Source organism: Streptomyces sp. NPDC006193, assembly GCF_040613915.1.
Lineage (GTDB): Bacteria > Actinomycetota > Actinomycetes > Streptomycetales > Streptomycetaceae > Streptomyces.
In genome coordinates, this window is record NZ_JBEXTB010000010.1 from 69,913 (window position 1) to 93,819 (window position 23,907).

17 protein-coding genes and 1 riboswitch are annotated in these 23,907 nt (G+C 73.4%); of the genes, 16 read left to right on the forward strand and 1 reads right to left on the reverse strand.

Features of this window, described 5'->3' with window-relative positions; translation table 11 throughout:
- Window positions 1-22 precede the first annotated feature (22 nt).
- The 4 genes from ABZ261_RS12905 (at window position 23) to ABZ261_RS12920 (ending at window position 8,205) form a co-directional block, all read left to right on the forward strand.
- On the forward strand, window positions 23-811 hold the full coding sequence (locus ABZ261_RS12905; RefSeq protein ID WP_356858331.1) for an ABC transporter ATP-binding protein: 789 nt from the start codon (window positions 23-25) through the stop codon (window positions 809-811).
- The gene (locus tag ABZ261_RS12910) at window positions 808-3,390 is read left to right on the forward strand and encodes an FtsX-like permease family protein (RefSeq protein WP_356858333.1); all 2,583 of its coding nucleotides are present in this window, start codon (window positions 808-810) and stop codon (window positions 3,388-3,390) included. Before ABZ261_RS12905 ends, ABZ261_RS12910 begins: the two co-directional genes overlap by 4 nt.
- 326 nt (window positions 3,391-3,716) lie before the next feature.
- Window positions 3,717-7,259 carry a transcription-repair coupling factor gene (mfd, locus tag ABZ261_RS12915; RefSeq protein WP_356858335.1) on the forward strand — a complete coding sequence of 1,181 codons (3,543 nt, stop codon included), beginning with the start codon at window positions 3,717-3,719 and terminating at the stop codon, window positions 7,257-7,259.
- A 232-nt stretch (window positions 7,260-7,491) separates the two neighbouring features.
- Window positions 7,492-8,205 carry an HNH endonuclease family protein gene (locus ABZ261_RS12920; RefSeq protein WP_356858337.1) on the forward strand — a complete coding sequence of 238 codons (714 nt, stop codon included), beginning with the start codon at window positions 7,492-7,494 and terminating at the stop codon, window positions 8,203-8,205.
- A 136-nt stretch (window positions 8,206-8,341) separates the two neighbouring features.
- On the opposite strand, the gene ABZ261_RS12925 is transcribed toward ABZ261_RS12920, so the two are convergent.
- The gene (locus tag ABZ261_RS12925) at window positions 8,342-9,100 is read right to left on the reverse strand and encodes a hypothetical protein (protein WP_356858339.1); all 759 of its coding nucleotides are present in this window, start codon (window positions 9,098-9,100) and stop codon (window positions 8,342-8,344) included.
- A 275-nt stretch (window positions 9,101-9,375) separates the two neighbouring features.
- Here ABZ261_RS12925 and ABZ261_RS12930 point away from each other — a divergent pair, with 275 nt between their 5' ends.
- The 12 genes from ABZ261_RS12930 to ABZ261_RS12985 all read left to right on the forward strand — a co-directional run bounded on the left by ABZ261_RS12930 (window position 9,376) and on the right by ABZ261_RS12985 (window position 23,621).
- The gene (locus tag ABZ261_RS12930; RefSeq protein WP_356858341.1) at window positions 9,376-11,658 is read left to right on the forward strand and encodes an N-6 DNA methylase; all 2,283 of its coding nucleotides are present in this window, start codon (window positions 9,376-9,378) and stop codon (window positions 11,656-11,658) included.
- Window positions 11,659-11,817: 159 nt separating this feature from the next.
- Window positions 11,818-12,522, forward strand: a complete 705-nt coding sequence (locus ABZ261_RS12935) for a hypothetical protein (RefSeq protein WP_356858343.1) — start codon at window positions 11,818-11,820, stop codon at window positions 12,520-12,522.
- 17 nt (window positions 12,523-12,539) lie between these two features.
- The gene (locus ABZ261_RS12940; protein WP_356858498.1) at window positions 12,540-14,054 is read left to right on the forward strand and encodes a protein kinase; all 1,515 of its coding nucleotides are present in this window, start codon (window positions 12,540-12,542) and stop codon (window positions 14,052-14,054) included.
- Between the two features lie 164 nt (window positions 14,055-14,218).
- Window positions 14,219-14,872 carry a SurA N-terminal domain-containing protein gene (locus tag ABZ261_RS12945; RefSeq protein WP_356858345.1) on the forward strand — a complete coding sequence of 218 codons (654 nt, stop codon included), beginning with the start codon at window positions 14,219-14,221 and terminating at the stop codon, window positions 14,870-14,872.
- Window positions 14,873-14,983: 111 nt separating this feature from the next.
- Complete coding sequence (locus ABZ261_RS12950) at window positions 14,984-15,991, forward strand: nucleoside triphosphate pyrophosphohydrolase (RefSeq protein WP_356858347.1); 1,008 nt, start codon at window positions 14,984-14,986, stop codon at window positions 15,989-15,991.
- A gap of 333 nt (window positions 15,992-16,324) precedes the next feature.
- Window positions 16,325-17,596 carry a cytochrome P450 gene (locus tag ABZ261_RS12955; RefSeq protein ID WP_356858349.1) on the forward strand — a complete coding sequence of 424 codons (1,272 nt, stop codon included), beginning with the start codon at window positions 16,325-16,327 and terminating at the stop codon, window positions 17,594-17,596.
- A gap of 167 nt (window positions 17,597-17,763) precedes the next feature.
- On the forward strand, window positions 17,764-18,780 hold the full coding sequence (locus ABZ261_RS12960; RefSeq protein ID WP_356858351.1) for a transglycosylase family protein: 1,017 nt from the start codon (window positions 17,764-17,766) through the stop codon (window positions 18,778-18,780).
- 197 nt (window positions 18,781-18,977) lie between these two features.
- Window positions 18,978-19,151, forward strand: a riboswitch (cyclic di-AMP (ydaO/yuaA leader).
- 4 nt (window positions 19,152-19,155) lie between these two features.
- Window positions 19,156-19,905 carry a transglycosylase family protein gene (locus tag ABZ261_RS12965; protein WP_356858353.1) on the forward strand — a complete coding sequence of 250 codons (750 nt, stop codon included), beginning with the start codon at window positions 19,156-19,158 and terminating at the stop codon, window positions 19,903-19,905.
- A 313-nt stretch (window positions 19,906-20,218) separates the two neighbouring features.
- The gene (eno, locus tag ABZ261_RS12970) at window positions 20,219-21,499 is read left to right on the forward strand and encodes a phosphopyruvate hydratase (RefSeq protein WP_356858355.1); all 1,281 of its coding nucleotides are present in this window, start codon (window positions 20,219-20,221) and stop codon (window positions 21,497-21,499) included.
- Window positions 21,500-21,599: 100 nt separating this feature from the next.
- A complete protein-coding gene (locus ABZ261_RS12975; RefSeq protein ID WP_356858357.1) occupies window positions 21,600-22,076 on the forward strand; it encodes a septum formation initiator family protein in 477 nt (158 codons plus the stop codon).
- Between the two features lie 49 nt (window positions 22,077-22,125).
- The gene (locus ABZ261_RS12980; RefSeq protein WP_356858359.1) at window positions 22,126-22,662 is read left to right on the forward strand and encodes a DUF501 domain-containing protein; all 537 of its coding nucleotides are present in this window, start codon (window positions 22,126-22,128) and stop codon (window positions 22,660-22,662) included.
- Window positions 22,659-23,621, forward strand: coding sequence for a Ppx/GppA phosphatase family protein (locus ABZ261_RS12985; protein ID WP_356858361.1), 963 nt, complete (start codon window positions 22,659-22,661; stop codon window positions 23,619-23,621). The genes ABZ261_RS12980 and ABZ261_RS12985 overlap by 4 nt, the downstream gene beginning before the upstream one ends.
- The last annotated feature ends 286 nt before the right edge of the window (window positions 23,622-23,907 follow it).

Genomic DNA, 23,907 nt, shown 5'->3' on the forward strand with positions numbered 1-23,907 from the left:
CCGAACCAATAGGAGACGAACCGTGACATCGGCTGTGACCATTCCCAGGCACGGGGGCACTGGAGGGCGTACGGCCGTTGCCGCGCGGGCCCGGCAGGTCGTTAAGGCGTACGGGTCGGGCGAGACCCGCGTCGTCGCCCTGGACCACGTCGACGTGGACATCGCCCGCGGCCAGTTCACCGCGATCATGGGCCCCTCCGGGTCCGGCAAGTCCACCCTGATGCACTGCCTCGCCGGCCTCGACACGGTGACCAGCGGTCGGATCCACCTGGACGAGACCGAGATCACCGGCCTGAAGGACAAGAAGCTCACCCAGCTGCGCCGGGACCGGATCGGCTTCATCTTCCAGGCGTTCAACCTGCTGCCGACGCTCAACGCGATAGAGAACATCACGCTGCCCATGGACATCGCCGGCCGCAAGCCCGACAAGGCGTGGCTGGAGCGGGTCGTGGAGACCGTCGGGCTCGCCGGACGCCTCAAGCACCGGCCGGCCCAGCTCTCCGGCGGCCAGCAGCAGCGCGTCGCCGTGGCCCGCGCGCTCGCCGCCCGCCCGGAGATCATCTTCGGGGACGAGCCGACCGGCAACCTCGACTCGCGTGCGGGCGCGGAGGTCCTGGGCTTCCTGCGCCGCTCCGTGGACGAGCTCGGGCAGACCATCGTGATGGTCACCCACGACCCGGTGGCCGCCTCCTACGCCGACCGCGTGCTGTACCTCGCCGACGGCCGGATCGTCGACGAGATGCACAACCCGACGGCCGAGCAGGTGCTGGACCGCATGAAGGACTTCGACGCCCGGGGGCGCACGTCATGACCGTCCTGAGAACGTCGTTGCGCAACTTCTTCGCGCACAAGGGCCGCATGGCGCTGTCGGCGGTCGCGGTACTGCTGTCGGTGGGGTTCGTCAGCGGCACCCTCGTCTTCACCGACACGATGAACACCACGTTCGACAAGCTGTTCCAGGCGACCGCCTCGGACGTCACCGTCAGCCCCCCGGGCTCCTCCGACACCGGCGAGACCACCTCCCGCACCGGCAAGCCGCCGGTGCTGCCGGCCTCCGTGCTGAACGAGGTGCGCCGGGCCGAGGGCGTGCGGTCGGCCGAGGGCACGGTGTTCTCCACCTCGGTGACCGTCGTCGACGCCGACAAGGACAAGCTGTCGCCGAGCAGCGGCGCGCCCACCATCGTCGGCGGCTGGAACGGCAACGACGCCCGCACCATGGAGATCACCTCCGGTGCGGCGCCCAAGGGCCCCGGCCAGGTCATGGTCGACGCCGACACCGCCGACAAGCACGGCCTGAAGCTCGGCGACGACATCGGCATGATCTCGGCCGTCGGCACGCACCACGCGCGCGTGTCCGGCATCGCCGCCTTCAAGGTCACCAACCCCGGCGCGGCGATCTTCTACCTGGACACGCGGACCGCCCAGCGGACCCTGGTCGGCGCCACCGGCGTCTACACCAACGTCAACGTCACCGCCGACAAGGGCGTGACCGACGCGCAGCTGAAGAAGAACGTCGTCGCGGCCCTCGGGCACGGCTACAAGGTGCAGACCGCGAAGGAGGTCGCGGACGCCAACCAGAAGAGCGTCGAGAGCTTCCTGAACGTCATGAAGTACGCGATGCTCGGCTTCGCCGGGATCGCCTTCCTCGTCGGCATCTTCCTGATCATCAACACCTTCTCCATGCTGGTCGCCCAGCGCACCCGGGAGATCGGCCTGATGCGGGCCATCGGCTCCTCCCGCCGTCAGGTCAACCGCTCGGTGCTGGTGGAGGCGCTGCTGCTCGGCGTGGTGGGCTCCGTGCTCGGCGTCGGCGCGGGCGTCGGCATCGCCGTCGGCCTGATGAAGCTCATGGGCCGGATGGGCATGCACCTGTCCACCGACGACCTGACGGTCGCCTGGACCACCCCCGCGACGGGCCTGCTGCTCGGCGTGGTCGTCACCGTCCTCGCCGCCTACCTGCCCGCCCGGCGCGCCGGCAAGGTCTCCCCGATGGCCGCACTGCGCGACGCGCACGCCCCGGCCGGCGCCCGCGCCGGCGCCGTCCGCGCCGTCGTCGGCCTGGTCCTCACCGCCGCCGGCGGCTGCGCCCTCTACGCCGCCGCCACCGCCGAGCAGGCCAAGACCGGCTCGGGCTGGCTCGGCCTGGGCGTGGTGCTCACCCTGATCGGCTTCGTCGTCATCGGCCCGCTGCTGGCCGGCGGCCTGGTCCGCGTCCTCGGCGCGGTCCTGCTGCGGGTCTTCGGGCCCGTGGGCCGGATGGCCGAGCGCAACGCCCTGCGCAACCCGCGCCGCACCGGCGCCACCGGCGCCGCCCTGATGATCGGCCTCGCCCTGGTGGCCTGCCTGTCGGTGGTCGGCTCCTCCATGGTGGCGTCGGCCACCGAGCAGCTCGACAAGACCGTGGGCACGGACTTCATCATCCAGGAGGACCACGGCAAGGAGATCATCCCGCAGGCGGTCAAGGCCGTGAAGGACACCCCGGGGCTCGCCCGGGTCACCGAGTACAAGCTCCTCGACGCGTCCCTGACCACGCCGGACGGCCGCACCACCGCGAAGGAGACGATCAACGCGGCCGACCCCACGTACGCCGAGGACCTGCGCACCGAGACCGTGGCCGGCTCCCTCGCCGACGCCTACCGGCCGGACTCCATGTCCGTCTTCGAGGGCTTCGCGAAGGACCACGGCATCCGGCTGGGCTCCACCGTCACCGTCCGCTTCGAGCAGGGCCGGACGGCGAAGCTGACCGTCCGCGCGATCACCAGCGACGAGGCCGTCGTCGACAAGGGCGCGATGTACGTGTCCATCGCCACGGCCGCGAAGTACCTGCCCGCCGACCGGATGCCGCTGGACCAGCTGGTCTTCGCCACGGCGAAGGACGGCCAGGAGAAGACCGCCTACCGGGCGCTGAAGGCGGCCCTGCACGACGACTTCCCGCAGTACACCGTGCGCGACCAGACCGACTACAAGCAGGCGCTGAAGGACCAGATCGGCCAGCTGCTGAACATGATCTACGGCCTGCTGGCGCTCGCGATCATCGTCGCGGTCCTCGGTGTGGTGAACACCCTGGCGCTCTCGGTGGTCGAACGGACCCGGGAGATCGGCCTGATGCGGGCCATCGGCCTCTCCCGCCGCCAGCTGCGCCGGATGATCCGCCTGGAGTCCGTGGTGATCGCCCTGTTCGGCGCGCTCCTGGGCCTCGGCCTGGGCATGGGCTGGGGCGCCACCGCCCAGCAGCTCCTCGCCCTGGAGGGCCTGAACGTCCTGGAGATCCCCTGGCCGACGATCATCGGGGTGTTCATCGGCTCGGCCTTCGTGGGCCTGTTCGCCGCGCTGGTGCCGGCGTTCCGGGCGGGCCGGATGAACGTCCTGAACGCCATCGCCACCGAGTAGCGGGCGGGCCGCACGGGACGGGTCACGGCCACCGCACACGGGGGTCGCGGGCCGACACCCGGTGCCGGGACGTCCTCAGGGCGTCCCGGCACCGGGTGTCTCCGTCTCCCGGCTCCGGGGCGCTCCCCGGCTCCGGGCGCCCCGGCGGGCGGGCCCCGCGGCGCCCGGCACCCGCGCGCCGGCACCCACGCGCCGGGCGCCCCGGCGGGCAGCGTTGTCCACAGCCGCCACCGGCGTCGCGCGAGCCGTCGTACGCTGGACACCCCCGGCCCGTCGCACGAGTCGGGCCGTTCGTGTTGCCGACCCCCTGGACGGAAAAGCCCTCCATGAGCCTGCACGGTCTGCTCGACGCCGTCGTCAAGGACCCCGCCCTCGCCGAAGCGATCACAGCGGCCGCGGACGGCAACCGCATGCACGTCGACCTCGTCGGCCCCCCGGCGGCCCGCCCCTTCGCGGTGGCCGCCCTGGCCCGCGAGGCCGGCCGCCCGGTGCTGGCGGTGACCGCGACCGGCCGCGAGGCCGAGGACCTGGCCGCCGCCCTGCGCTCGCTGCTGCCGCCCGAGGGCGTCGTGGAGTACCCCTCCTGGGAGACCCTCCCGCACGAGCGGCTCAGCCCGCGCAGCGACACCGTCGGCCGCCGCCTCGCCGTCCTGCGGCGCCTCGCCCACCCCAGCGCCGACGACCCCGCGGCCGGCCCGGTCTCCGTCGTCGTCGCCCCCGTGCGCTCCGTGCTCCAGCCGCAGGTCAAGGGCCTCGGCGACCTGGAACCGGTGTCCTTGAGGACCGGCCGCAGCGCCGACCTGGACGCCGTCGTGGAAGCCCTCGCGGCCGCCGCCTACTCCCGCGTGGAGCTGGTCGAGAAGCGCGGCGAGTTCGCCGTGCGCGGCGGCATCCTGGACGTCTTCCCGCCCACCGAGGAACACCCCCTGCGCATCGAGTTCTGGGGCGACGACGTCGAGGAGATCCGCTACTTCAAGGTCGCCGACCAGCGCTCCCTCGAAGTCGCCGAGCACGGCCTGTGGGCGCCCCCGTGCCGCGAGCTGCTGCTCACCGACGAGGTCCGCGCCCGCGCGCGTGCCCTCGCCGAGGACCACCCCGAGCTGGGCGAACTGCTCGGCAGGATCGCCGAGGGCATCGCGGTGGAGGGCATGGAGTCCCTCGCCCCGGTCCTCGTGGACGACATGGAGCTGCTGCTCGACGTGCTGCCCGAGGGCGCGATGGCCGTCGTCTGCGACCCGGAGCGGGTGCGCACCCGCGCCGCCGACCTGGTGGCGACCTCGCAGGAGTTCCTGCAGGCCTCGTGGGCGGCGACCGCGGGCGGCGGCGAGGCCCCGATCGACGTCGGCGCCGCCTCCCTGTGGTCCATCGCCGACGTCCGCGAGCGGGCGCGCGAGCTGGGCATGATGTGGTGGTCCGTCTCGCCGTTCGCCGCGGACGCGGACACGGACGAGGAACGGGAGGCCGGCACCCTCAAGCTCGGCATGCACGCCCCCGAGAGCTACCGCGGCGACACCGCGCGGGCGCTCGCCGACACCAAGGGCTGGCTCGCCGACGGCTGGCGCACGGTGTTCGTCACCGAGGGCCACGGCCCGGCCGCCCGCACCGTGGAGGTGCTCGGCGGCGAGGGCATCGCGGCCCGCCTGGACGGCGACCTCGCCGAGCTGAGCCCGTCGGTGGTGCACGTCTCGTGCGGCTCCATCGAGTACGGCTTCGTGGACCCGGCGCTCAAGCTCGCCGTGCTCACCGAGACCGACCTGTCCGGCCAGCGCACCGCGAGCCGCGAGGGCGCCCGCATGCCGGCCCGCCGCCGCAAGACCATCGACCCGCTCACCCTGGAGCCGGGCGACTACATCGTCCACGAGCAGCACGGCGTCGGCCGCTACATCGAGATGGTGCAGCGCACCGTGCAGGGCGCCACCCGCGAGTACCTGGTCGTCGAGTACGCGCCCGCCAAGCGCGGCCAGCCCGGCGACCGGCTGTACATCCCGACCGACCAGCTGGAGCAGATCACCAAGTACGTCGGCGGCGAGGCCCCCACCCTGCACCGGCTGGGCGGCGCGGACTGGACCAAGACCAAGGCCCGCGCGAAGAAGGCCGTCAAGGAGATCGCCGCCGACCTGATCAGGCTCTACAGCGCGCGCATGGCCGCCCCCGGCCACGCCTTCGGCCCCGACACGCCCTGGCAGCGCGAGCTGGAGGACGCCTTCCCCTACGCGGAGACCCCGGACCAGCTCACCACCATCGCCGAGGTCAAGGAGGACATGGAGAAGTCGGTCCCCATGGACCGCCTGATCTGCGGCGACGTCGGCTACGGCAAGACGGAGATCGCGGTGCGGGCCGCCTTCAAGGCCGTGCAGGACGGCAAGCAGGTCGCCGTGCTCGTGCCGACGACGCTGCTGGTGCAGCAGCACTTCGGGACGTTCTCCGAGCGGTACGCCCAGTTCCCGGTGAACGTGAGGGCGCTCTCCCGCTTCCAGACCGACACCGAGGCCAAGGCCGTCCTGGACGGCCTGAGGGACGGCTCGGTGGACGTCGTCATCGGCACCCACCGCCTGTTCTCCTCGGAGACGAAGTTCAAGGACCTGGGCCTGGTCATCGTCGACGAGGAGCAGCGCTTCGGCGTCGAGCACAAGGAGCAGCTGAAGAAGCTCCGCGCCAACGTGGACGTGCTCACCATGTCGGCCACGCCCATTCCGCGCACCCTGGAGATGGCGGTCACCGGCATCCGCGAGATGTCCACGATCACCACCCCGCCGGAGGAGCGCCACCCGGTGCTGACGTTCGTCGGGCCGTACGAGGAGAAGCAGATCGGCGCGGCCATCCGCCGTGAACTGCTGCGCGAGGGCCAGGTCTTCTACATCCACAACCGGGTCGAGTCCATCGACCGGGCGGCGGCGAGACTGCGCGAGATCGTCCCCGAGGCGCGCATCGCCACCGCCCACGGCCAGATGTCCGAGGCGGCCCTGGAGCAGGTCGTGGTCGACTTCTGGGAGAAGCGGTTCGACGTGCTGGTGTCCACCACGATCGTCGAGTCCGGCATCGACATCTCCAACGCCAACACGCTGATCGTGGAGCGCGGCGACACCTTCGGCCTGTCGCAGCTGCACCAGCTGCGCGGCCGCGTGGGCCGGGGCCGGGAGCGCGGTTACGCCTACTTCCTGTACCCGCCGGAGAAGCCGCTGACGGAGACCGCCCACGAGCGGCTGGCCACGATCGCCCAGCACACCGAGATGGGCGCCGGCATGTACGTGGCGATGAAGGACCTGGAGATCCGCGGCGCCGGGAACCTGCTGGGCGGCGAGCAGTCCGGGCACATCGCGGGCGTCGGCTTCGACCTGTACGTCCGCATGGTCGGCGAGGCCGTCGCGGACTACCGGCGCCAGCTGGAGACCGGCGAGATCGAGGAGGAGCCGCCGCTCGAGGTCAAGATCGAGCTGCCCGTCGACGCGCACGTCCCGCACGACTACGCGCCCGGCGAGCGGCTGCGGCTCCAGGCGTACCGCGCCATCGCCTCCGCCAACACGGAGGAGGACATCAAGGCGGTCCGCGAGGAACTCGTCGACCGCTACGGCAAGCTGCCCGAGCCGGTGGAGAACCTGCTGCTGGTGGCCGGCCTGCGCATGCTCGCGCGTGCGTGCGGCGTCGGTGAGATCGTCCTGCAGGGCAGCAACATCCGCTTCGCGCCGGTGGAGTTGCGCGAGTCGCAGGAACTGCGGGTCAAGCGGCTGTACCCGGGCACGGTCATCAAGCCCGCCGCGCGCCAGGTGCTGGTGCCGCGGCCCAAGACCGCGAAGGTGGGCGGCAGGCCGCTGGTCGGCCGCGAACTGCTGGCCTGGGTCGGCGAGTTCCTCACCTCGATCCTGGGCTAGGACGTTCCGTGCGCCGACGTCGCCGTCGAGGCCGGCGCCGGCGTCTCGGGCTCCCTTCCGGCTCCGTCACCCACGACGGCCGCGCCGGCCCCCCACACCGTCAGCTGCCGTGCGTCGTGCCCGGCTTGTCCGACGACGCTCTGTCCGGTGGGCGCCCAGGGGCGGTTACCGTGGGGAGCGGAACGATCCGCCCCACCCGGAGGGCGGACCAGGGCGAGCAAGGGGGGCGCACGTGACGCGTCTGAAGGGCGGGGCGGTCACCGCCGTCGCCGTACTGGTCGCCGTGAGCGGCTGCACGGCCGAGCGGACCGGTGACTCCGGGCCCGGGGGGACCGCACCCGGCGGCGCGGCCCTGGCCGCCGCCGACGCACTGACCGTCAAGGGGCGCGCCCCGAAGACCGGTTACTCCCGCGACCGGTTCGGCGCCGCCTGGGCGGACACCGACTCCAACTCCTGCGACACCCGCGACGACGTGCTCAAACGCGACCTGCGGGACGTGAGGTTCACCGACGGCACCTGCAAGGTCTCGTACGGCCTGCTGGATCCGGATCCCTACTCCGGCAAGAAGGTCACCTACCGGCGCGGCCGCAGCCAGGTCGACGTCGACCACGTGGTGGCCCTCTCCGACGCCTGGCAGAAGGGCGCCAAGTACTGGGACCCGAGCAAACGCATAGCCCTGGCCAACGATCCCCTCAACCTCGTCGCGGTCGACGCGAGCACCAACCGCTCCAAGGGGGACGGCGACGCGGCCACCTGGCTGCCGCCCGCCAAGGCCTACCGCTGCCCGTACGTGGCCGCCCAGGTCGCGGTCAAGAAGAAGTACGGCCTGTGGGTCACCGCCGCCGAGAAGGCCGCGATGAAGAAGGTCCTCGCCGCCTGCCCGGACCAGAAGCTCCCCACCGGTGGCAACCCCACCAGGGCGCCGGAACGCTTCCGCGCCCGCTGACCGGGGCACGGGCCCCGAGGCGGCCGGGCGCTCCCGCCGGAGCGCGGCGAACCGGAGCGCGGGTACGCCCTGTACGTCGCACCCGGCGCGGGGGTGCGGCGCCCGCTGCGACCCCGCGCCGGGTTCCGGGCCGGCGTCAGCCGCCCAGCGCGTCCAGGTCGACGATCTTCCCCGCGGGCTTCTTCGCGGGGACCGGAACGCCGTAGTCGCCGAAGGTCAGGCTCTCGGGCTTCTTGCCGGCCGACACGGTGTCGATCCGCAGCAGGTACGGCTTGCCCTCGGTCGCGACGTACGCGGTGTAGCGCTCCTTGCCGTCCTTCTCGTGCAGGGCGATCGCGGGCGTGCCGTCGATGCGCGTGGTCCTGCCGCGGGTGGTGCCCGTCGACTCGCCGTCCTCCACGTCGCCCAGGACCGAGTCCAGGTCGCAGAAGCTCGCGACGTCCTTGGCGTCCTGGCCCTTCATGGACATCTTCGTCCACTTCCCGGCCAGCATGTCCACGGCCGCGTCCGTGTCCGCCTTGGACTGCCCCTCGCTCTGGGCCCGCAGGAACTTCTCGTCGTACCTCATGTAGACGGTGCCGCCGGTGCGGATCAGGTCGGCCTTGCCCGCACCGTCCATGCTCATCGTGCCGGCGCACTCGCCCTTCTTGTTCAGCGCCATGTCGATCTCCATGGCGCCCCCGCTCTCGTCGTCCGCGATCCGGCCCTTCATCCGCAGGGACGGGGCGCTCGTGGTGGCCTTCATGGCCCGCTGGGTGATCTCGCCGCCGCTCATCCCGGCGAACGGGCCCGCCGGCTTGCTGTCCGCCTTGTCCTGCCCCGGGAGGCAGCCGGTGGTGAGGCCCGCTGTGGCCGCGGCGGCGAGGCAGAGGGCGGCGAGTGCGGTACGACGCATGGAAGTTCCTTGGTGAAGAGAAGTGGGTGGGAGAACGTGCCGGTGGCGGGCGGGAAGGGCCTCGCGTGGTCGTGGCACGAGACGCCCCACCGTGCTGTCCGGCGGTCGGGCGGCCTCCCCCTCCATGGCCGCCCGAGCGCGGTGTCAATAAGATCAGATCTTGTGAACCGAGTCAACACTGTTCACGCGCCCGCTGGGCTACACAACCGTGAAGGCGGTGAACGTGTCCGCGTCGGTATGCTCGATCCACACACCGAACGAGGGGAGCGACGCCGGTGTCGGACAACGCGACAGAGGTGACCGCAGCCGGTATCGCGCGGCTCGCCGGAGTGGGCCGTGCCGCCGTCAGCAACTGGCGCCGTCGGCACGCCGACTTCCCCCAGCCGGTCGGCGGCACCGAGACCAGCCCGACCTTCGCCCTCGCCGAGGTCGAGACCTGGCTGCGCAAGCAGGGGAAACTCGCCGAAGTCCCGCTGCGGGAACGGGTGTGGCAACAGCTGGCCGGCCACCCCGAGGGCCCGCTGACCGCGCTGGTGCACGCCGGCTGCGTCCTGCTGCTCATCCATGAGCGCCCCACCGTCTGGCTCGACGTGAGCGCCGGCAGCGACACGCGCCTGGCCGCGATGCTGCCGGACGCGTTGGAAGAGGTCCTGACGGCACGCTTCGGCGGTGCGGACCGCGGGGGCGACGGCAACGGTGTGAACGCCGCGGGCGACAACGGTGGTGTGAACGCCTACGGCCGAGGCGGTGGTGTGAACGCCGGGGACGGCACCGAGAGGGTGAACCGGGGTGGCGGCACCTACGGTGTGAACGCTCAGAACAGGCGGGGGACTGTGAACTCCTCACCGACTCGGCAGCCTGTGAACGCCTCACGCCCCGTTCCCAGCCCGCACAGCGCCCCCGCCACCGCCCTGCCCGCCCGCACCGTCGCCCCCGCCGTCCCGACCCCCACCGGCCCCCGCCTGCTCCCCTCCGCCCCCCTGCTGCGCGGTGTCGCGGAACTGGCCGCCGAAACAGGGGCGCGGCAGGCGTTCGAGTTCCTGCTCGGACGGCACCTGGACGCCAACCCCCGCCAGTACACGCTCACTCCCGCCGGCCTCGCCGGCCTCATGGCCGACCTCGCCGGCCCGGCCCGCACCGTCCTGGACCCCGCCTGCGGCACCGGCGCCCTGCTGCGCGCCGTCGAACCCCGCCCCGGCCAGGAGTTCTACGCCCAGGACAGCGCCCCCGACCTCGCCGCGCTCAGCGCGCTGCGGCTCGCGCTGCACAGCCGGGCCGCCGTGCGCGGCGCCGCGGGCGACTCCCTGCGCGCCGACGCCCACCCCGGGCTGCGCGCGGACGCCGTCCTGTGCCATCCGCCGTTCAACGAGCGCAACTGGGGTCACGACGAACTCGCCTACGACCCCCGCTGGGAGTACGGCTTCCCGGCGCGCACCGAGTCGGAGCTGGCGTGGGTGCAGCACGCCCTGGCCCGGCTGACCGACGGCGGCACCGCCGTGCTGCTGATGCCGCCGGCCGCCGCCTCCCGCCGTTCCGGGCGCCGCATCCGCGCCGATCTGCTGCGCCGGGGTGCGCTCAGGGCGGTGGTCGCGCTGCCGGCCGGCGCCGCGCCGCCGTACAACATCCCGCTGCACCTGTGGGTGCTGCGCCGCCCGGACCGTACGCCGGCGGCGCCGGAGGTGCTGCTCGTGGACGCGGGGGGCCTCGCCGCCGAGGGGCGCGGCGGGCCGGACCGGGCGGCGGTGCGGGAGGCCGTCGTGGACGCCTGGCGCGCCTTCGGGCGGGCCGGGCGGCTGGAGGAGCGGCCGGGGTTCGCCCGTTCCCTGCCGGTCCTCGACCTGCTGGACGACGACGTGGACCTGGCGCCCGCCCGCCATCTGCCGCCGCCCGCCGTCGCCGACGGCGAGGAGCAGCTCGCCGAGGTGCGCGAGCGGCTCGGTGAGACGCTGCGGCTGGCCGCCGGCCTCACCCCGCCCGCCGCCGACCCGGCGCCGCCCGCACGCTGGCCGCTCACCACGGTCGCCGAACTCGCGCGCGGGGGCGCGCTGGTGCTGCGCACCGGCGGGAACGGCGGCCACGCGCGCGTGCCCGTCCTCACCGACCACGACGTCCTCTCCGGAACCGGCCCTTCCGGGACGCTGCCGGAGAGCGAGGAGGAGGCCGTGCTGACCGAGCCGGGCGACGTCGTCGTACCGGTGCTGGGCGGCGGCTCGGTGGCGCGCGTGATCGACGAGGCGACGCGGGGCGCCGTGCTGGGACGCAACCTGGTGCTGCTGCGGCCCGATCGCGCGGCGCTGGACCCGTGGTTCCTCGCCGGGTTCCTGCGGGGCACCGCGAACAACCGGCAGGCCAGCAGCTACGCCTCCACCGCGACCCGGCTGGACGTGCGCCGGCTCCAGCTTCCCCGACTGCCGCTGGAGGAACAGCGGCGCTACGGCGCGCGGTTCCGCGCCCTGGACGAGTTCGAGCGGGCGCTGCGGCACGCCGGCCGGCTCGGGGAGCAGCTCGTGCGCGGGATGTACGACGGGCTGACGGACGGTACGGTCGCACCCGGCTGAGCCCGCACGGGACGTGTGGACAACGGTTCGGTACAACCCGGGCCGCTTGTCCGTGCCGGGCCATATGCTCGAACCACCATCGCACCGGCCGGCGTCGTGACTCTCGGACAAGGACGCCGGCCCGGGCACGCACGCCCACTTCAGGCAACAGGAGCAGTCATGCAAGGCCACGGTTACGGCCAGCCGGTGAAGCAGCCGCCGCACACCGCGTGGCTGGTCTTCCTGCGCGTGCTGTTCCTGGCGGTCGGGGTGCTCAGCGTCGGCTTCCTGGCCTGGGTGATGCTGCTGCGGCTGGCCGCGGTCACGCGCCGGTCGCTGGACTGGGGGCTGTTCACGGCGGCGCTGGCCGCCGACGTCCTCAGCCTGACGCTGCTGGCGATGGAGCCCGGCGACGAGATCCACACGCCCGGCGGCTATGTGGGCATCACCCTGCTGCTCGGCACGCTCGTGGCCGCGGCGGCGTACTACCTGGCCGCGGACATCCGCCACTTCCTGATGCGGCAGCAGGCGTACGCGGCGCGGCGTCCGGCCCCGGCCTACGGCTACCCGGCGCCCGTGACCCCGTACCCGGCGGCGAGCGTGCCGGCCGTGCCGGCGGTGACGGCGCCCCCGGCGCCGGTGCACCCGGCCGTCCCGCACACCCCGCCCCCCGTCCCGCACACCCCGCCCCCCGCCCCGCACACCCCGGTTCCGGGGCCGCACACGCCCGTGCCGCAGCCCCCGCTCGCCGCTGGGCCGCCCCGGCGTCCCGCGCCCGCCCGCATCGACCAGGTGCGGGCCGAACTGGACGAGCTCAGCGACTACCTGCGCCGGCAGGACGGCCACGAGGGCGGCCACGAGGACGGCGGCGAGGGCGGACGATGACGGTGACGACGGGACGCATGGTCGCCGACCGGTACGAACTGGCCACGCTCATCGGGCAGGGCGGCATGGGCCAGGTCTGGACGGCGTACGACCAGCGGCTGGACCGGCGCGTGGCGGTGAAGCTGCTGCGCCCCGACAAGGTGGCGGGCCAGGAGGCGGACGAGCTGCGCCGCCGGTTCGTGCGCGAGTGCCGGGTGACCGCGCAGGTGGACCACCCCGGCCTGGTCACCGTGCACGACGCGGGCAGCGAGGGCGAGGAGCTGTTCCTCGTCATGCAGTACGTCGACGGCGCCGACCTCTCCGACCACCTCGCCGAGCACGACCCGTACCCGTGGCCGTGGGCGGTCGCGGTGGCCGCGCAGCTGTGCGCCGTGCTGAGCGCGGTGCACGCCGTGCCGATCGTGCACCGCGACCTCAAGCCGCGCAACGTGATGGTGAAGCAGGACGGCACGGTCACCGTCCTCGACCTGGGCGTGGCCTCGGTCATGGACACCGACACCACCCGCCTCACCCACACCGGCTCCCCGATCGGCTCGCCCGCCTACATGGCGCCCGAGCAGGCGATGGGCGGCGCGGTCGGCCCGTACACCGACCTGTACGCGCTGGGCGTGCTGATGCACGAGCTGCTCAGCGGCGAGGTGCCGTTCGCGGGCTCCACGGCGCTCGGCGTGCTGCACCGGCACCTGTACGAGCCGCCGCTGCCGGTGCGCCGGATCCGTCCCGAGGTCCCCGAGGCGCTCGAGGCCCTGGTGCTGCGGCTGCTCGCCAAGGACCCGCAGCACCGTCCGGCGTCCGCGCAGGAGGTCTACGAGGACCTGGCGCTGCTCCTGCCCGCGCGCGGGACGCCCACCGGAGCGCCTCTGGATCCCACGCGCCCCTTCCTGCGCCCGCACGCTCCCTGGCCGGACCGCGCGCGGACCCCCGCGCCGCAGCCCGCTCCCGTCGCCCCGGCGCCCCAGGCGGCCGGGAAGCCGGACGTCGCCGCCGCCGTGGACGAGGTCAAGCGGCTGCTGGGGGAGGGCCGTATCACGCAGGCCGTCGACATCCTGGGCGCGATCCTGCCGGCCGCCGCGGAACAGCACGGCGCGCACTCCCCGGTGGTCCGCACCCTGCGCAAGCAGTACGCGGCCACGCTCATGGACGACGGCCAGTACCGGCGCGCGCTGCCCGAACTGCGCCGTCTCGCCGACGAACGCGCCGCCGAGGCCGGCCGGGCCGACCCGCAGTCCCTGCGCTACCGCTACGAGGCCGCCCAGTGCCTGGAGCAGCTGGGCGAACCGGCGGCGGCGCTCGCCGAGTACCGGGCGCTGCTGCCGTACTACGAGAACCAGTACGTCTCCGGGGACCCGCACCTCGCCCACGACGTGCGCCGGCGCATCGGCCATCTGCTGCTCGCCCTCGGCGACCGCCCGGCCGCCCACGACACGCTCGCGCGGCTGGTCGTGGACGTCGAGCGGCTGCACGGTCCCGGCCATCCGCTGGCCGTGGAGGTCCGGCGGACGCTGCACTGGCTGGGCCAGGTGCGCGGCTGACTCCGCCGCTCCGCAGGAGGCCGTGCAAGACCTCCGGTCCTGCACGGGTGCCCGAAGGACGCGCGAATCGTTGGTCGAATGGGTTGGCCGCGGCCTGCCCACTGCCTACCATCGATCACCGCAAGACCTTGTGCACCGTCGCACAATCTCCCCTGGAGGTCTCCTTGCACCGCCGCCGTCGCACCGCGCTCCTCCTCACCGCCGCGATCGCCGCCGCGGCGCCCCTGCTGACCGCCTGCTCGGACGAAGCGCACCCGGGCGCCGCGGCCGTCGTCGGAGGGCAGCGGATCACCGTGGCCCAGCTGGAGAGCCGGGTCGAGGAGGTCCGCCAGGCGCAGCGGGCCGCGGTGCCGGACGAGACCCAGTACCACCAGGTCGTCGCCTCCACCGGCAGCCTGACCCGCGACACCCTGCACAACATGGTCCTCGACCGGGTGCTGCACCGCGCCGCCCAGGACGCGGGCGTCACGGTCACCCCCAAGGAGATCCAGCAGATGCGCGCGGGCCTGGAGCGGCAGACCGGGGGAGCCAAGGGCCTGGAGACGGCCTGGCTGCAGAAGTACGGCATCGCCCCGGAACGCCTCGACGACAACCTGCGCCTGCAGCTGGAGGCGCAGAAGCTCGCCGCCGAGCTCGGCACGGACACCAGCCGGCCCGCCTTCTGGAAGGCGCTGTCCAAGGCGTCCGGGGAGCTGCACGTCGACCTCAACCCGCGCTACGGCTCCTGGGACGTGCGCAAGAGCAGCCGGGTGGACGCCGGGACGCCGTGGCTGCGGGAGGACACGACGGCGGCGGGCGGAGCCGCGGTGACGGGCTAGACGGGCCGACGCCCGCGGCGCGGCCCGTGGTCCGGTCGTACGATCACAGGATCCGCCCGGCCCTGTGGACAGCCGGATCCGCTCTCCCGCGCCGTGGGCTACGTTCGGATCGTGAACGAAATCAGCTCCGAAGCCACCGGTACCGGGCCGGCCGACCCCGCGGCCGGCCCCGGCCGCATCGTCCTGCTCACCACCAGCCACCGCGTCGCACCCGGACTGCTGTCCTGGCCCGCCTGGCAGGCCCTGCGCACCGCCGACGCCGTGCTGTGCGCGGACGGCGCGCATCCGCAGCTGCCGTATCTGCGCGAGGCCGGGATAGCCGTGGCGGAGGCGTCCCCCACCGCGCAGGAGCTGGTCGACGCCTGCGCCGGCGGACGGACCGTGGTGGTCGTGGCGACCGGCGAGGGCGAGCCCGCGCTCACCGACGGCCTGGCCCGGCTGGCCGGCTCCGGCCGGGTCGCCATGCCGGAGCTGGAGCTGCTGCCCGCCTCCTACGACCTGCCCGGCGCCCGCCTCCTGGACCTCGTGCAGGTCATGGACCGCATCCGCGCCGAGTGCCCCTGGTCCTCCCGGCAGACCCACGAGGGCCTGGCGAAGTACGGCATCGAGGAGGCGTACGAACTGGTCGAGGCGATCGAGGCCGGCGACCGCGCGGAACTGCGCGAGGAGCTGGGCGACGTCCTCCTCCAGGTGGTCTTCCACTCCCGGATCGCCGAGGAGGACCCGGACGCGCCGTTCTCCGTCGACGACGTCGCCGGCGGCATCGTCGCCAAACTCGTCCACCGGCACCCGCACGTCTTCGGCGACGAGCGGGCCGAGACCCCCGAGGACGTCAAGGCGCACTGGCTGCGCACCAAGGCGGAGGAGAAGCGGCGCGCCTCGGTCACCGAGGGGGTCCCGCTCGGCCAGCCCGGCCTCGCCCTCGCCGCCAAGCTCGCCTCCCGCGCCCGCACGGCCGGCCTGGACGTGCCCCTGCCCCGGGGCGAGGGCGTCGGCTACGAACTGCTGGCGCTGGCGGCCCGCGCCGAGGCGGACGGCGTCGACCCGGAGGCGGCGCTGCGGGCGGCGGCCCGGGCCTACCGGGACGCGATACGGGCCGCCGAGGGCCTGCCCGCCTAGCACGGCGGCCGCCCGGCCCGGTGCGCGGGCGCGGCGGCGGGACGCGCAGGCGCGGGAGCCGGCGGCCGGGCCGCGCGGGCGCCGGGTGCCGGTCCGCGGCGGCCGGAGCACTCCCGCACCCAGGGGCGCCCGACGACGGACCCCGGCGGCGCACGCACCCGGTGACCCTTCGCCCCGAGGACGCGCGGCCCCTTCCGCCCCGGCGGACGGTGCTCCGCCCGACCGTCCGGGCGGACCGCGCCGCAAACGGGCACGGCGGGCCGCCGGACCGGGGCGCCGGGCCGCGCGCAGGCCCCCGGCCGGGCGCACGCGGGCACCGGATACGGTCGAGGAGTGACCGACCAGCACCACTCCGACGACCCGGCCCCCGCCCTGTTCACGTGGGAGTTCGCCGCCGACCCGTACCCCGCCTACGCCTGGCTGCGCGAGCACGCACCCGTGCACCGGACGCGGCTGCCGAGCGGGGTCGAGGCCTGGCTGGTCACCCGGTACGCCGATGCCCGGCAGGCCCTGGCCGACCAGCGGCTGAGCAAGAACCCGGCGCATCACGACGAGCCCGAGCACGCCAAGGGCAAGACCGGCATTCCGGGCGAGCGCAAGGCCGAGCTGATGACGCACCTGCTGAACATCGACCCGCCGGACCACACCAGGCTCAGAAGACTGGTCAGCAAGGCGTTCACGCCCCGCCGGGTCGCCGAGTTCGCGCCCCGCGTACAGGAGTTGACGGACCGTCTCATCGACCGGTTCGCGGCGACGGGTTCCGCCGACCTCATCCACGACTTCGCCTTCCCGCTGCCCATCTACGCCATCTGCGACCTGCTGGGCGTCCCGCGCGAGGACCAGGACGACTTCCGGGACTGGGCGGGCATGATGATCCGGCACGGCAAGGGCCCCCGCGGCGGGGTCGCCCGGTCGGTGAAGAAGATGCGCGGCTATCTCGCCGAGCTGATCCACCGGAAGCGCCAGGCGCTGCCCGCCGCGCCCACACCCGGTGAGGACCTGATCTCCGGTCTGATCCGCGCCTTCGACCACGGCGAGCACCTCACCGAGAACGAGGCCGCCGCCATGGCCTTCATCCTCCTCTTCGCCGGTTTCGAGACGACGGTCAACCTCATCGGCAACGGCACGTACGCCCTGCTCACGCACCCCGACCAGCGCCGGCTGCTGCAGGAGTCGCTGGCGCGCGGGGAGCGGGACCTGCTGGAGACCGGCGTGGAGGAACTGCTGCGCTACGACGGCCCGGTGGAGCTGGCCACCTGGCGGTTCGCCACCGAGCCGCTCACCATCGGCGGGCAGGACATCGCGCCGGGGGACCCGGTGCTCGTGGTGCTCGCCGCGGCGGACCGGGACCCGGCGCGGTTCGCCGACCCGGACGTGCTCGACCTCGCCCGCCGCGACAACCAGCACCTCGGCTACGGCCACGGCATCCACTACTGCCTCGGCGCGCCGCTCGCCCGCCTGGAGGGCCAGACCGCGCTCGCCACCCTGCTCACCCGCCTGCCCGACCTGCGGCTCGCCGTGGATCCGGCGGAGCTGCGCTGGCGCGGCGGGCTGATCATGCGGGGCCTGCGCAGCCTCCCGGTGGAGTTCACGCCCACCGCATGAACACAACGCTCCGGAGCAACATGACACACGTTCAACTTTGTGATCTTCACGTGATCTGCGCGGCATGAACTTGTGACAAGTGATCGTCTGCCGATACGTTCACCCATCAGCGTGGCGGCGGGCTTCCACCGCCGCGCCGGTTCTGCTGTCGCTCGAAAGGCTTCTGCATGCTCTCCGGGAACGGTCGACACCGTCGCCCCCGCCAGGCTCCGGCGCTGCTCGTCGCGGCCGGAGTGACCGGCTCCGCCATCGCCATCCCGCTCCTCGGCGCGGCGAGCGCCAACGCGGCCGACGGCACCACGTGGGACAAGGTGGCCGAGTGCGAGAGCGGCGGCTCCTGGAGCGCGGACACCGGGAACGGGTACTTCGGCGGTCTGCAGATCTCGCAGGACGACTGGGCGAAGTACGGCGGCACCCAGTACGCGGCCAGCGCCGACCAGGCCAGCCGCTCCCAGCAGATCGCCGTCGCCGAGAAGATCCTCGCCGACAAGGGCACCACCCCCTGGGCCACCTGCGCCCTGCTGTCCGGACTGACCTCGGACTCGGGCTCGGTGCAGGTCGATCCGGGCGACGACGCCTCCGACGGCTCCCGTGACGGCGGCGCTTCGGCCGGCACGCCCGGACCGGCCGACCGCTCCGGCGCGCCCGGCGCCTCCAAGCCGTCCGACGTGCCGGACGCGTCGCCCTCCGCCGGCGCCGGCTCCTCCGCGGACGCCACGACCGCGCCGACCGCCGAGCCGGACAAGAGCGCGGACGCGCCCGCCCGCTCCGGCGAGACCGGTACCCCCGAAGCCGGCGCGTCGACCTCCCCGGACGCCGGCAGCGCGCGGCCGGGCGGCGACCCGGCCCCGGTGGTCCCGGACGCCGGCCGGGCGGCCGATCCCGAGCAGGCCGCCGGCTCCTGGAGCCTGGTGGACACCGGCGCTCTCGGCAGCGGCGGTCGCCACCGCGGCGCACATGCGGACGAAAGCGTGACAAACGGTCAGAAGGCGGCGTCGGCCGGCCGTCACGCCTCCCGGCTGCCGGACACCTACACCGTCCGTGCGGGTGACTCCCTCGGCTCCATCGCCGACGCGCTCGACGTCGACGGCGGATGGCGTGCGCTGTACGAGGCGAACAGGCAGGCCATCGGCGCCGACCCGAACAACATCACTGCCGGTCAGACCCTGCGGATCGGTGACTGAACAGGCCTTTAACGGGACAAGTTGACGCCCTGTTTCATGGGTGATGCCCGATTCGGCGAAAGTGTGGGATGAGTCTCAGAAGCCCTGATCGTCTTTGAAATTCCCCGGATCACGTGTCTACGGTCGTGATCGCTCGTCACCGCGAGCCCCGGCCGCCGCAACGCCGAATCCTGCCAGCGGCCGCCCGGGAACAGTCGTCGCGTCAAGCGCCGTAGGCAGGAGCGGGGGACCCAAGGTAGGCGCCGGGTCCAGCACTTGAGGCTGGAACCGGCTGGGGGTGAAGCCGCACCGCGCGCACAGCGGGGTGCGGCCGGGCAACTCGACCGGCCCGAACCCGACAGCTCACCTCGCAGGCGTCGGTGAGGGGATCGATCCATGCTGTTTTCCGTCAAGGGCAAGCACCGTCGTCCGTCCAGGGCCGTCCGCGCCGTCGCGCTCGCCGGTGTCGCCGGCGCCGCCGTCGCCGCGCCGCTGATGGCGGCCGGCAACGCCTCCGCCGCCACCGCCTCCGAGTGGGACGCCGTCGCCCAGTGCGAGTCCGGCGGCAACTGGTCCATCAACACCGGCAACGGCTACTACGGCGGTCTGCAGTTCTCCGCCTCCACCTGGGCCGCGTACGGCGGCACGCAGTACGCGGCCACCGCCGACAAGGCCACCAAGGCCCAGCAGATCGCCGTCGCCGAGAAGGTGCTCGCCGCGCAGGGCAAGGGCGCCTGGCCGGTCTGCGGCAAGGGCCTGTCGAGCGCCTCCTCCGACAGCTCCGCCCCGAGCACCTCCACCGACTCCGCCCCGAGCACCTCCACCGGCTCGTCTTCGAGCACCTCCACCGGCTCGGCCCCGGCCGGCGCCGCCGCCCGCTCGGCCGACCAGCAGGCCGCCTCCCGGTCCGCCGAGCGCCCGGCCGCCTCCGCGAGCGGCAGCGGGAGCAGGACCGTCACCACCCCGACCGGTGAGAAGGTCGAGAAGGGCGACGGCGAGTACAAGGTCGTCGCCGGCGACACCCTCAGCACCATCGCCGCCGAGCACCACGTGCAGGGCGGCTGGAAGAAGCTGTTCGAGCTGAACAAGGACATCGTCGAGGACGCCGACCTCATCTACCCGGGCCAGCAGCTGCACCTGAAGTGACAGCCGGCCCCGGCCCGGACCGCGGCGCCCCCTCCTCCCCGGCCCGCACGGCGGGGGCCGGGTGAGGGCCGCCCCCGTCCCCACGGGCGCCCCGCCCCGGTGCGTGCTCCCCCGTACGCACCGGGGCGGGGCTTTTTCACGAACCCGCCGCAGACCCTTTGTTTCGGGAACAAACAAAAGGTACCGTCGGCTTGTCCACGGGACGGTCGGTCAGTGGCCGACGCTCCCGGGACGGTTAGGCTCTAGGCGCAAGGCACAGCCGCAAGGCACGCCGCCCCGCACTTCCAGCGTCACATCCAAGAAGGAGATGCTCGTGCCGTCCATCGACGTCGTCGTAGCCCGGGAAATCCTGGACTCCCGAGGCAACCCCACGGTCGAGGTCGAGGTCGGCCTCGACGACGGCAGCACGGGTCGTGCCGCCGTCCCGTCCGGCGCCTCGACCGGCGCCTTCGAGGCCATCGAGCTCCGCGACGGCGACCCGAACCGCTACCAGGGCAAGGGCGTCGAGAAGGCCGTCCTCGCCGTCATCGAGCAGATCGGCCCGGAGCTGGTCGGCTACGACGCCACCGAGCAGCGCCTGATCGACCAGGCGATGTTCGACCTGGACGCCACCGACAACAAGGGCTCCCTCGGCGCCAACGCCATCCTCGGCGTCTCCCTCGCCGTCGCGCACGCCGCCTCCGAGGCCAGCGACCTGCCGCTCTTCCGCTACCTGGGCGGTCCGAACGCGCACCTGCTGCCGGTGCCGATGATGAACATCCTGAACGGCGGCTCGCACGCCGACTCCAACGTGGACATCCAGGAGTTCATGATCGCGCCGATCGGCGCGGAGTCCTTCTCCGAGGCCCTGCGCTGGGGCGCCGAGGTCTACCACACGCTGAAGAAGGTCCTGAAGAGCAAGGGCCTGTCCACCGGTCTCGGCGACGAGGGCGGCTTCGCCCCGAACCTCGGCTCCAACCGCGAGGCCCTCGACCTCATCCTCGAGGCGATCAAGGAGGCCGGCTACACCCCCGGCGAGCAGATCGCCCTCGCCCTCGACGTCGCCGCGTCCGAGTTCTACAAGGACGGCTCCTACGTCTTCGAGGGCAAGAACCGCACCGCCGCGGAGATGACCGAGTACTACGCCGAGCTGGTCGAGGCGTACCCGCTGGTCTCCATCGAGGACCCGCTGTTCGAGGACGACTGGGAGGGCTGGAAGACCATCACCGCCCAGCTCGGCGACAAGGTCCAGCTGGTCGGCGACGACCTGTTCGTGACCAACCCCGAGCGCCTCGCCCGCGGCATCGAGGAGGGCGCGGCCAACGCCCTGCTGGTCAAGGTGAACCAGATCGGCTCGCTGACCGAGACCCTCGACGCCGTCGAGCTGGCCCAGCGCAACGGCTACAAGTGCATGATGTCGCACCGCTCCGGCGAGACCGAGGACGTCACCATCGCCGACCTGGCCGTCGCCACCAACTGCGGCCAGATCAAGACCGGCGCCCCGGCCCGCTCCGAGCGCGTCGCCAAGTACAACCAGCTGCTGCGCATCGAGGAGATCCTCGACGACGCCGCGGTGTACGCCGGCCGCTCGGCCTTCCCCCGCTTCAAGGGCTGAGCCAACCCGGGCTAAGCGCGAGCCAGTCGCCCGTACGTCCCCGGACCCGGTCCCGTACCGTGTCCGGGGACGTACGCGCGTGTGAACGGGAGGCGGGACGATGGCCGTGAAGGACCGGGACCGGTTCTCCACCGCGACCAGGCTGCGACTGCTCGGCGAGCAGACGGCGGCCCGGGTCTACCGCTCCCAGACCAGGCGGCAGGCCCGCCGCTCCCGGCTCACCGGCCGCGCGGCGCTGCTCGCGCTGGTGCTGTGCTCGCTGGTCGTCGCCCTGGCCTACCCGATGCGGCAGTACGTCTCCCAGCGTGCCGAGATCGCCGACCTGCGGCGCCAGCAGCGGCAGGCCCGCGAGCGCGTCGAACAGCTGCGGGACCTCAAGGCGCGCTGGCAGGACGACGCCTACGCCGAGCATCAGATCCGCCGCCGGCTGCACTACGTGAGGCCCGGCGAGACCGGGTACGTGGTCATCGATCCGGGCGCCGCCAAGCAGTCCCGCACCGACCTCCGGGCCGCCCACCGGCCCTGGTACGCGAACGTCTGGGACGGCGTCGACAAGTCCGACGCCTCCGACCAGTGACCCGGCGCCACGGCCGGTGAAACGAGCAGAAAGCCACCCTGAAGCAGTCATGGAAACCCCTCCGCCGCCCACTCCGCGCACCGAGCCCACCGACGCGGACGTCGAGGCCTTCAAGCAGCAGCTGGGCCGCCCCCCGCGGGGCCTGCGGGCCATCGCGCACCGCTGCCCGTGCGGTCAGCCGGACGTCGTGGAGACGGCCCCCCGCCTGCCCGACGGCACGCCCTTCCCCACGCTCTACTACCTGACGTGCCCGAAGGCGTCCTCCGCCATCGGCACGCTGGAGGCCGAGGGCGTGATGAAGGAGATGACCGAGCGGCTGCGGCGCGACCCCGAGCTGGCGGCCGCCTACCGGGCCGCGCACGAGGACTACATCCGGCGCCGGGACGAGATCGAGGTCCTGCAGGGCTTCCCGAGCGCGGGCGGCATGCCGGACCGGGTCAAGTGCCTGCACGTGCTGGTCGCCCACTCCCTCGCCGCCGGGCCGGGCGTGAACCCGCTCGGCGACGAGGCCCTGGCGATGCTGCCGCAGTGGTGGCGCAAGGGCGCGTGCGTGACGCCCGGGGACACCGAGGAGGACGGCAAGTGACACGCGTCGCCGCCATCGACTGCGGTACGAACTCCATCCGCCTGCTGGTCGCCGACGTCGCCGCGCCCGGCGCCCCGGGCGCGGGCGCGGCGGGCGCACTGACCGAGCTGGACCGCCGGATGACGATCGTGCGGCTCGGCCAGGGCGTCGACCGCACCGGCCGGCTCGCCCCCGAGGCGCTGGAGCGCACCTTCGCCGCCTGCCGCGAGTACGCGGAGATCATCGACAAGCACGGCGCCGAGCGTCTGCGCTTCGTCGCCACCTCCGCCTCCCGCGACGCCGAGAACCGGGACGACTTCGTCCGCGGCGTCGTGGACGTCCTCGGCGTCGAGCCGGAGGTCATCACCGGCGACCAGGAGGCCGAGTTCTCCTTCACGGGCGCCACCCGGGAGCTGGCCGGCCGGGACGACCTCGCCAAGCCCTACCTGGTGGTGGACATCGGCGGCGGTTCCACCGAGTTCGTCGTCGGCGACGACCGCGTGCGCGCGGCGCGGTCCGTGGACGTCGGCTGCGTGCGGATGACCGAGCGGCACCTGGTCCACGACGGCCGGGTCGCCGACCCGCCCACCGAGCGGCAGATCGCCGCGATGCGGGCCGACATCGAGGCCGCCCTGGACCTGGCGGAGCGGACGGTCCCGCTGCGCGAGGCGCGCACCCTGGTGGGCCTGGCCGGGTCCGTCACCACGGTGTCCGCGATCGCCCAGGAGCTGCCCGCGTACGACTCCGCGCGCATCCACCACTCCCGGATCTCCCGCGACCGGGTCCGCGAGATCACCGAGTGGCTGCTGCGCTCCACGCACGCCGAGCGCGCCGCCGTCCCGTCGATGCACCCGGGCCGGGTGGACGTCATCGGCGCGGGCGCCCTGGTGCTGCTCACGATCATGGAGCGGACCGGCGCCGAGGAGGTCGTGGTGAGCGAACACGACATCCTCGACGGCATCGCGTGGTCGGTGGCGTGACCCGCTGTTATTACTGGTGGGTAGCCGTCTGTTGAGCAGGTTCGATACCGTCTGAGCGGCCCGGAGGGGCCCCGCAAGGGGCCCTTGGTCACCGGTCCGCGGAAAAGTTCGTGAAGTTCTTCACAAGGAATTGGCCCGCGTCTCACCCCCGGAGGGGCCCGACTGGGCCTTCCGGGGGTCCGGAAGCCGGTTGAACACGTTCAGACAAGGGGGGCGCCGGCACCCCGGAGGACGGTGTTCCGGGAGTGTCACCGCGCCCTCACGATCACCCCCGCGACCCGGAGAG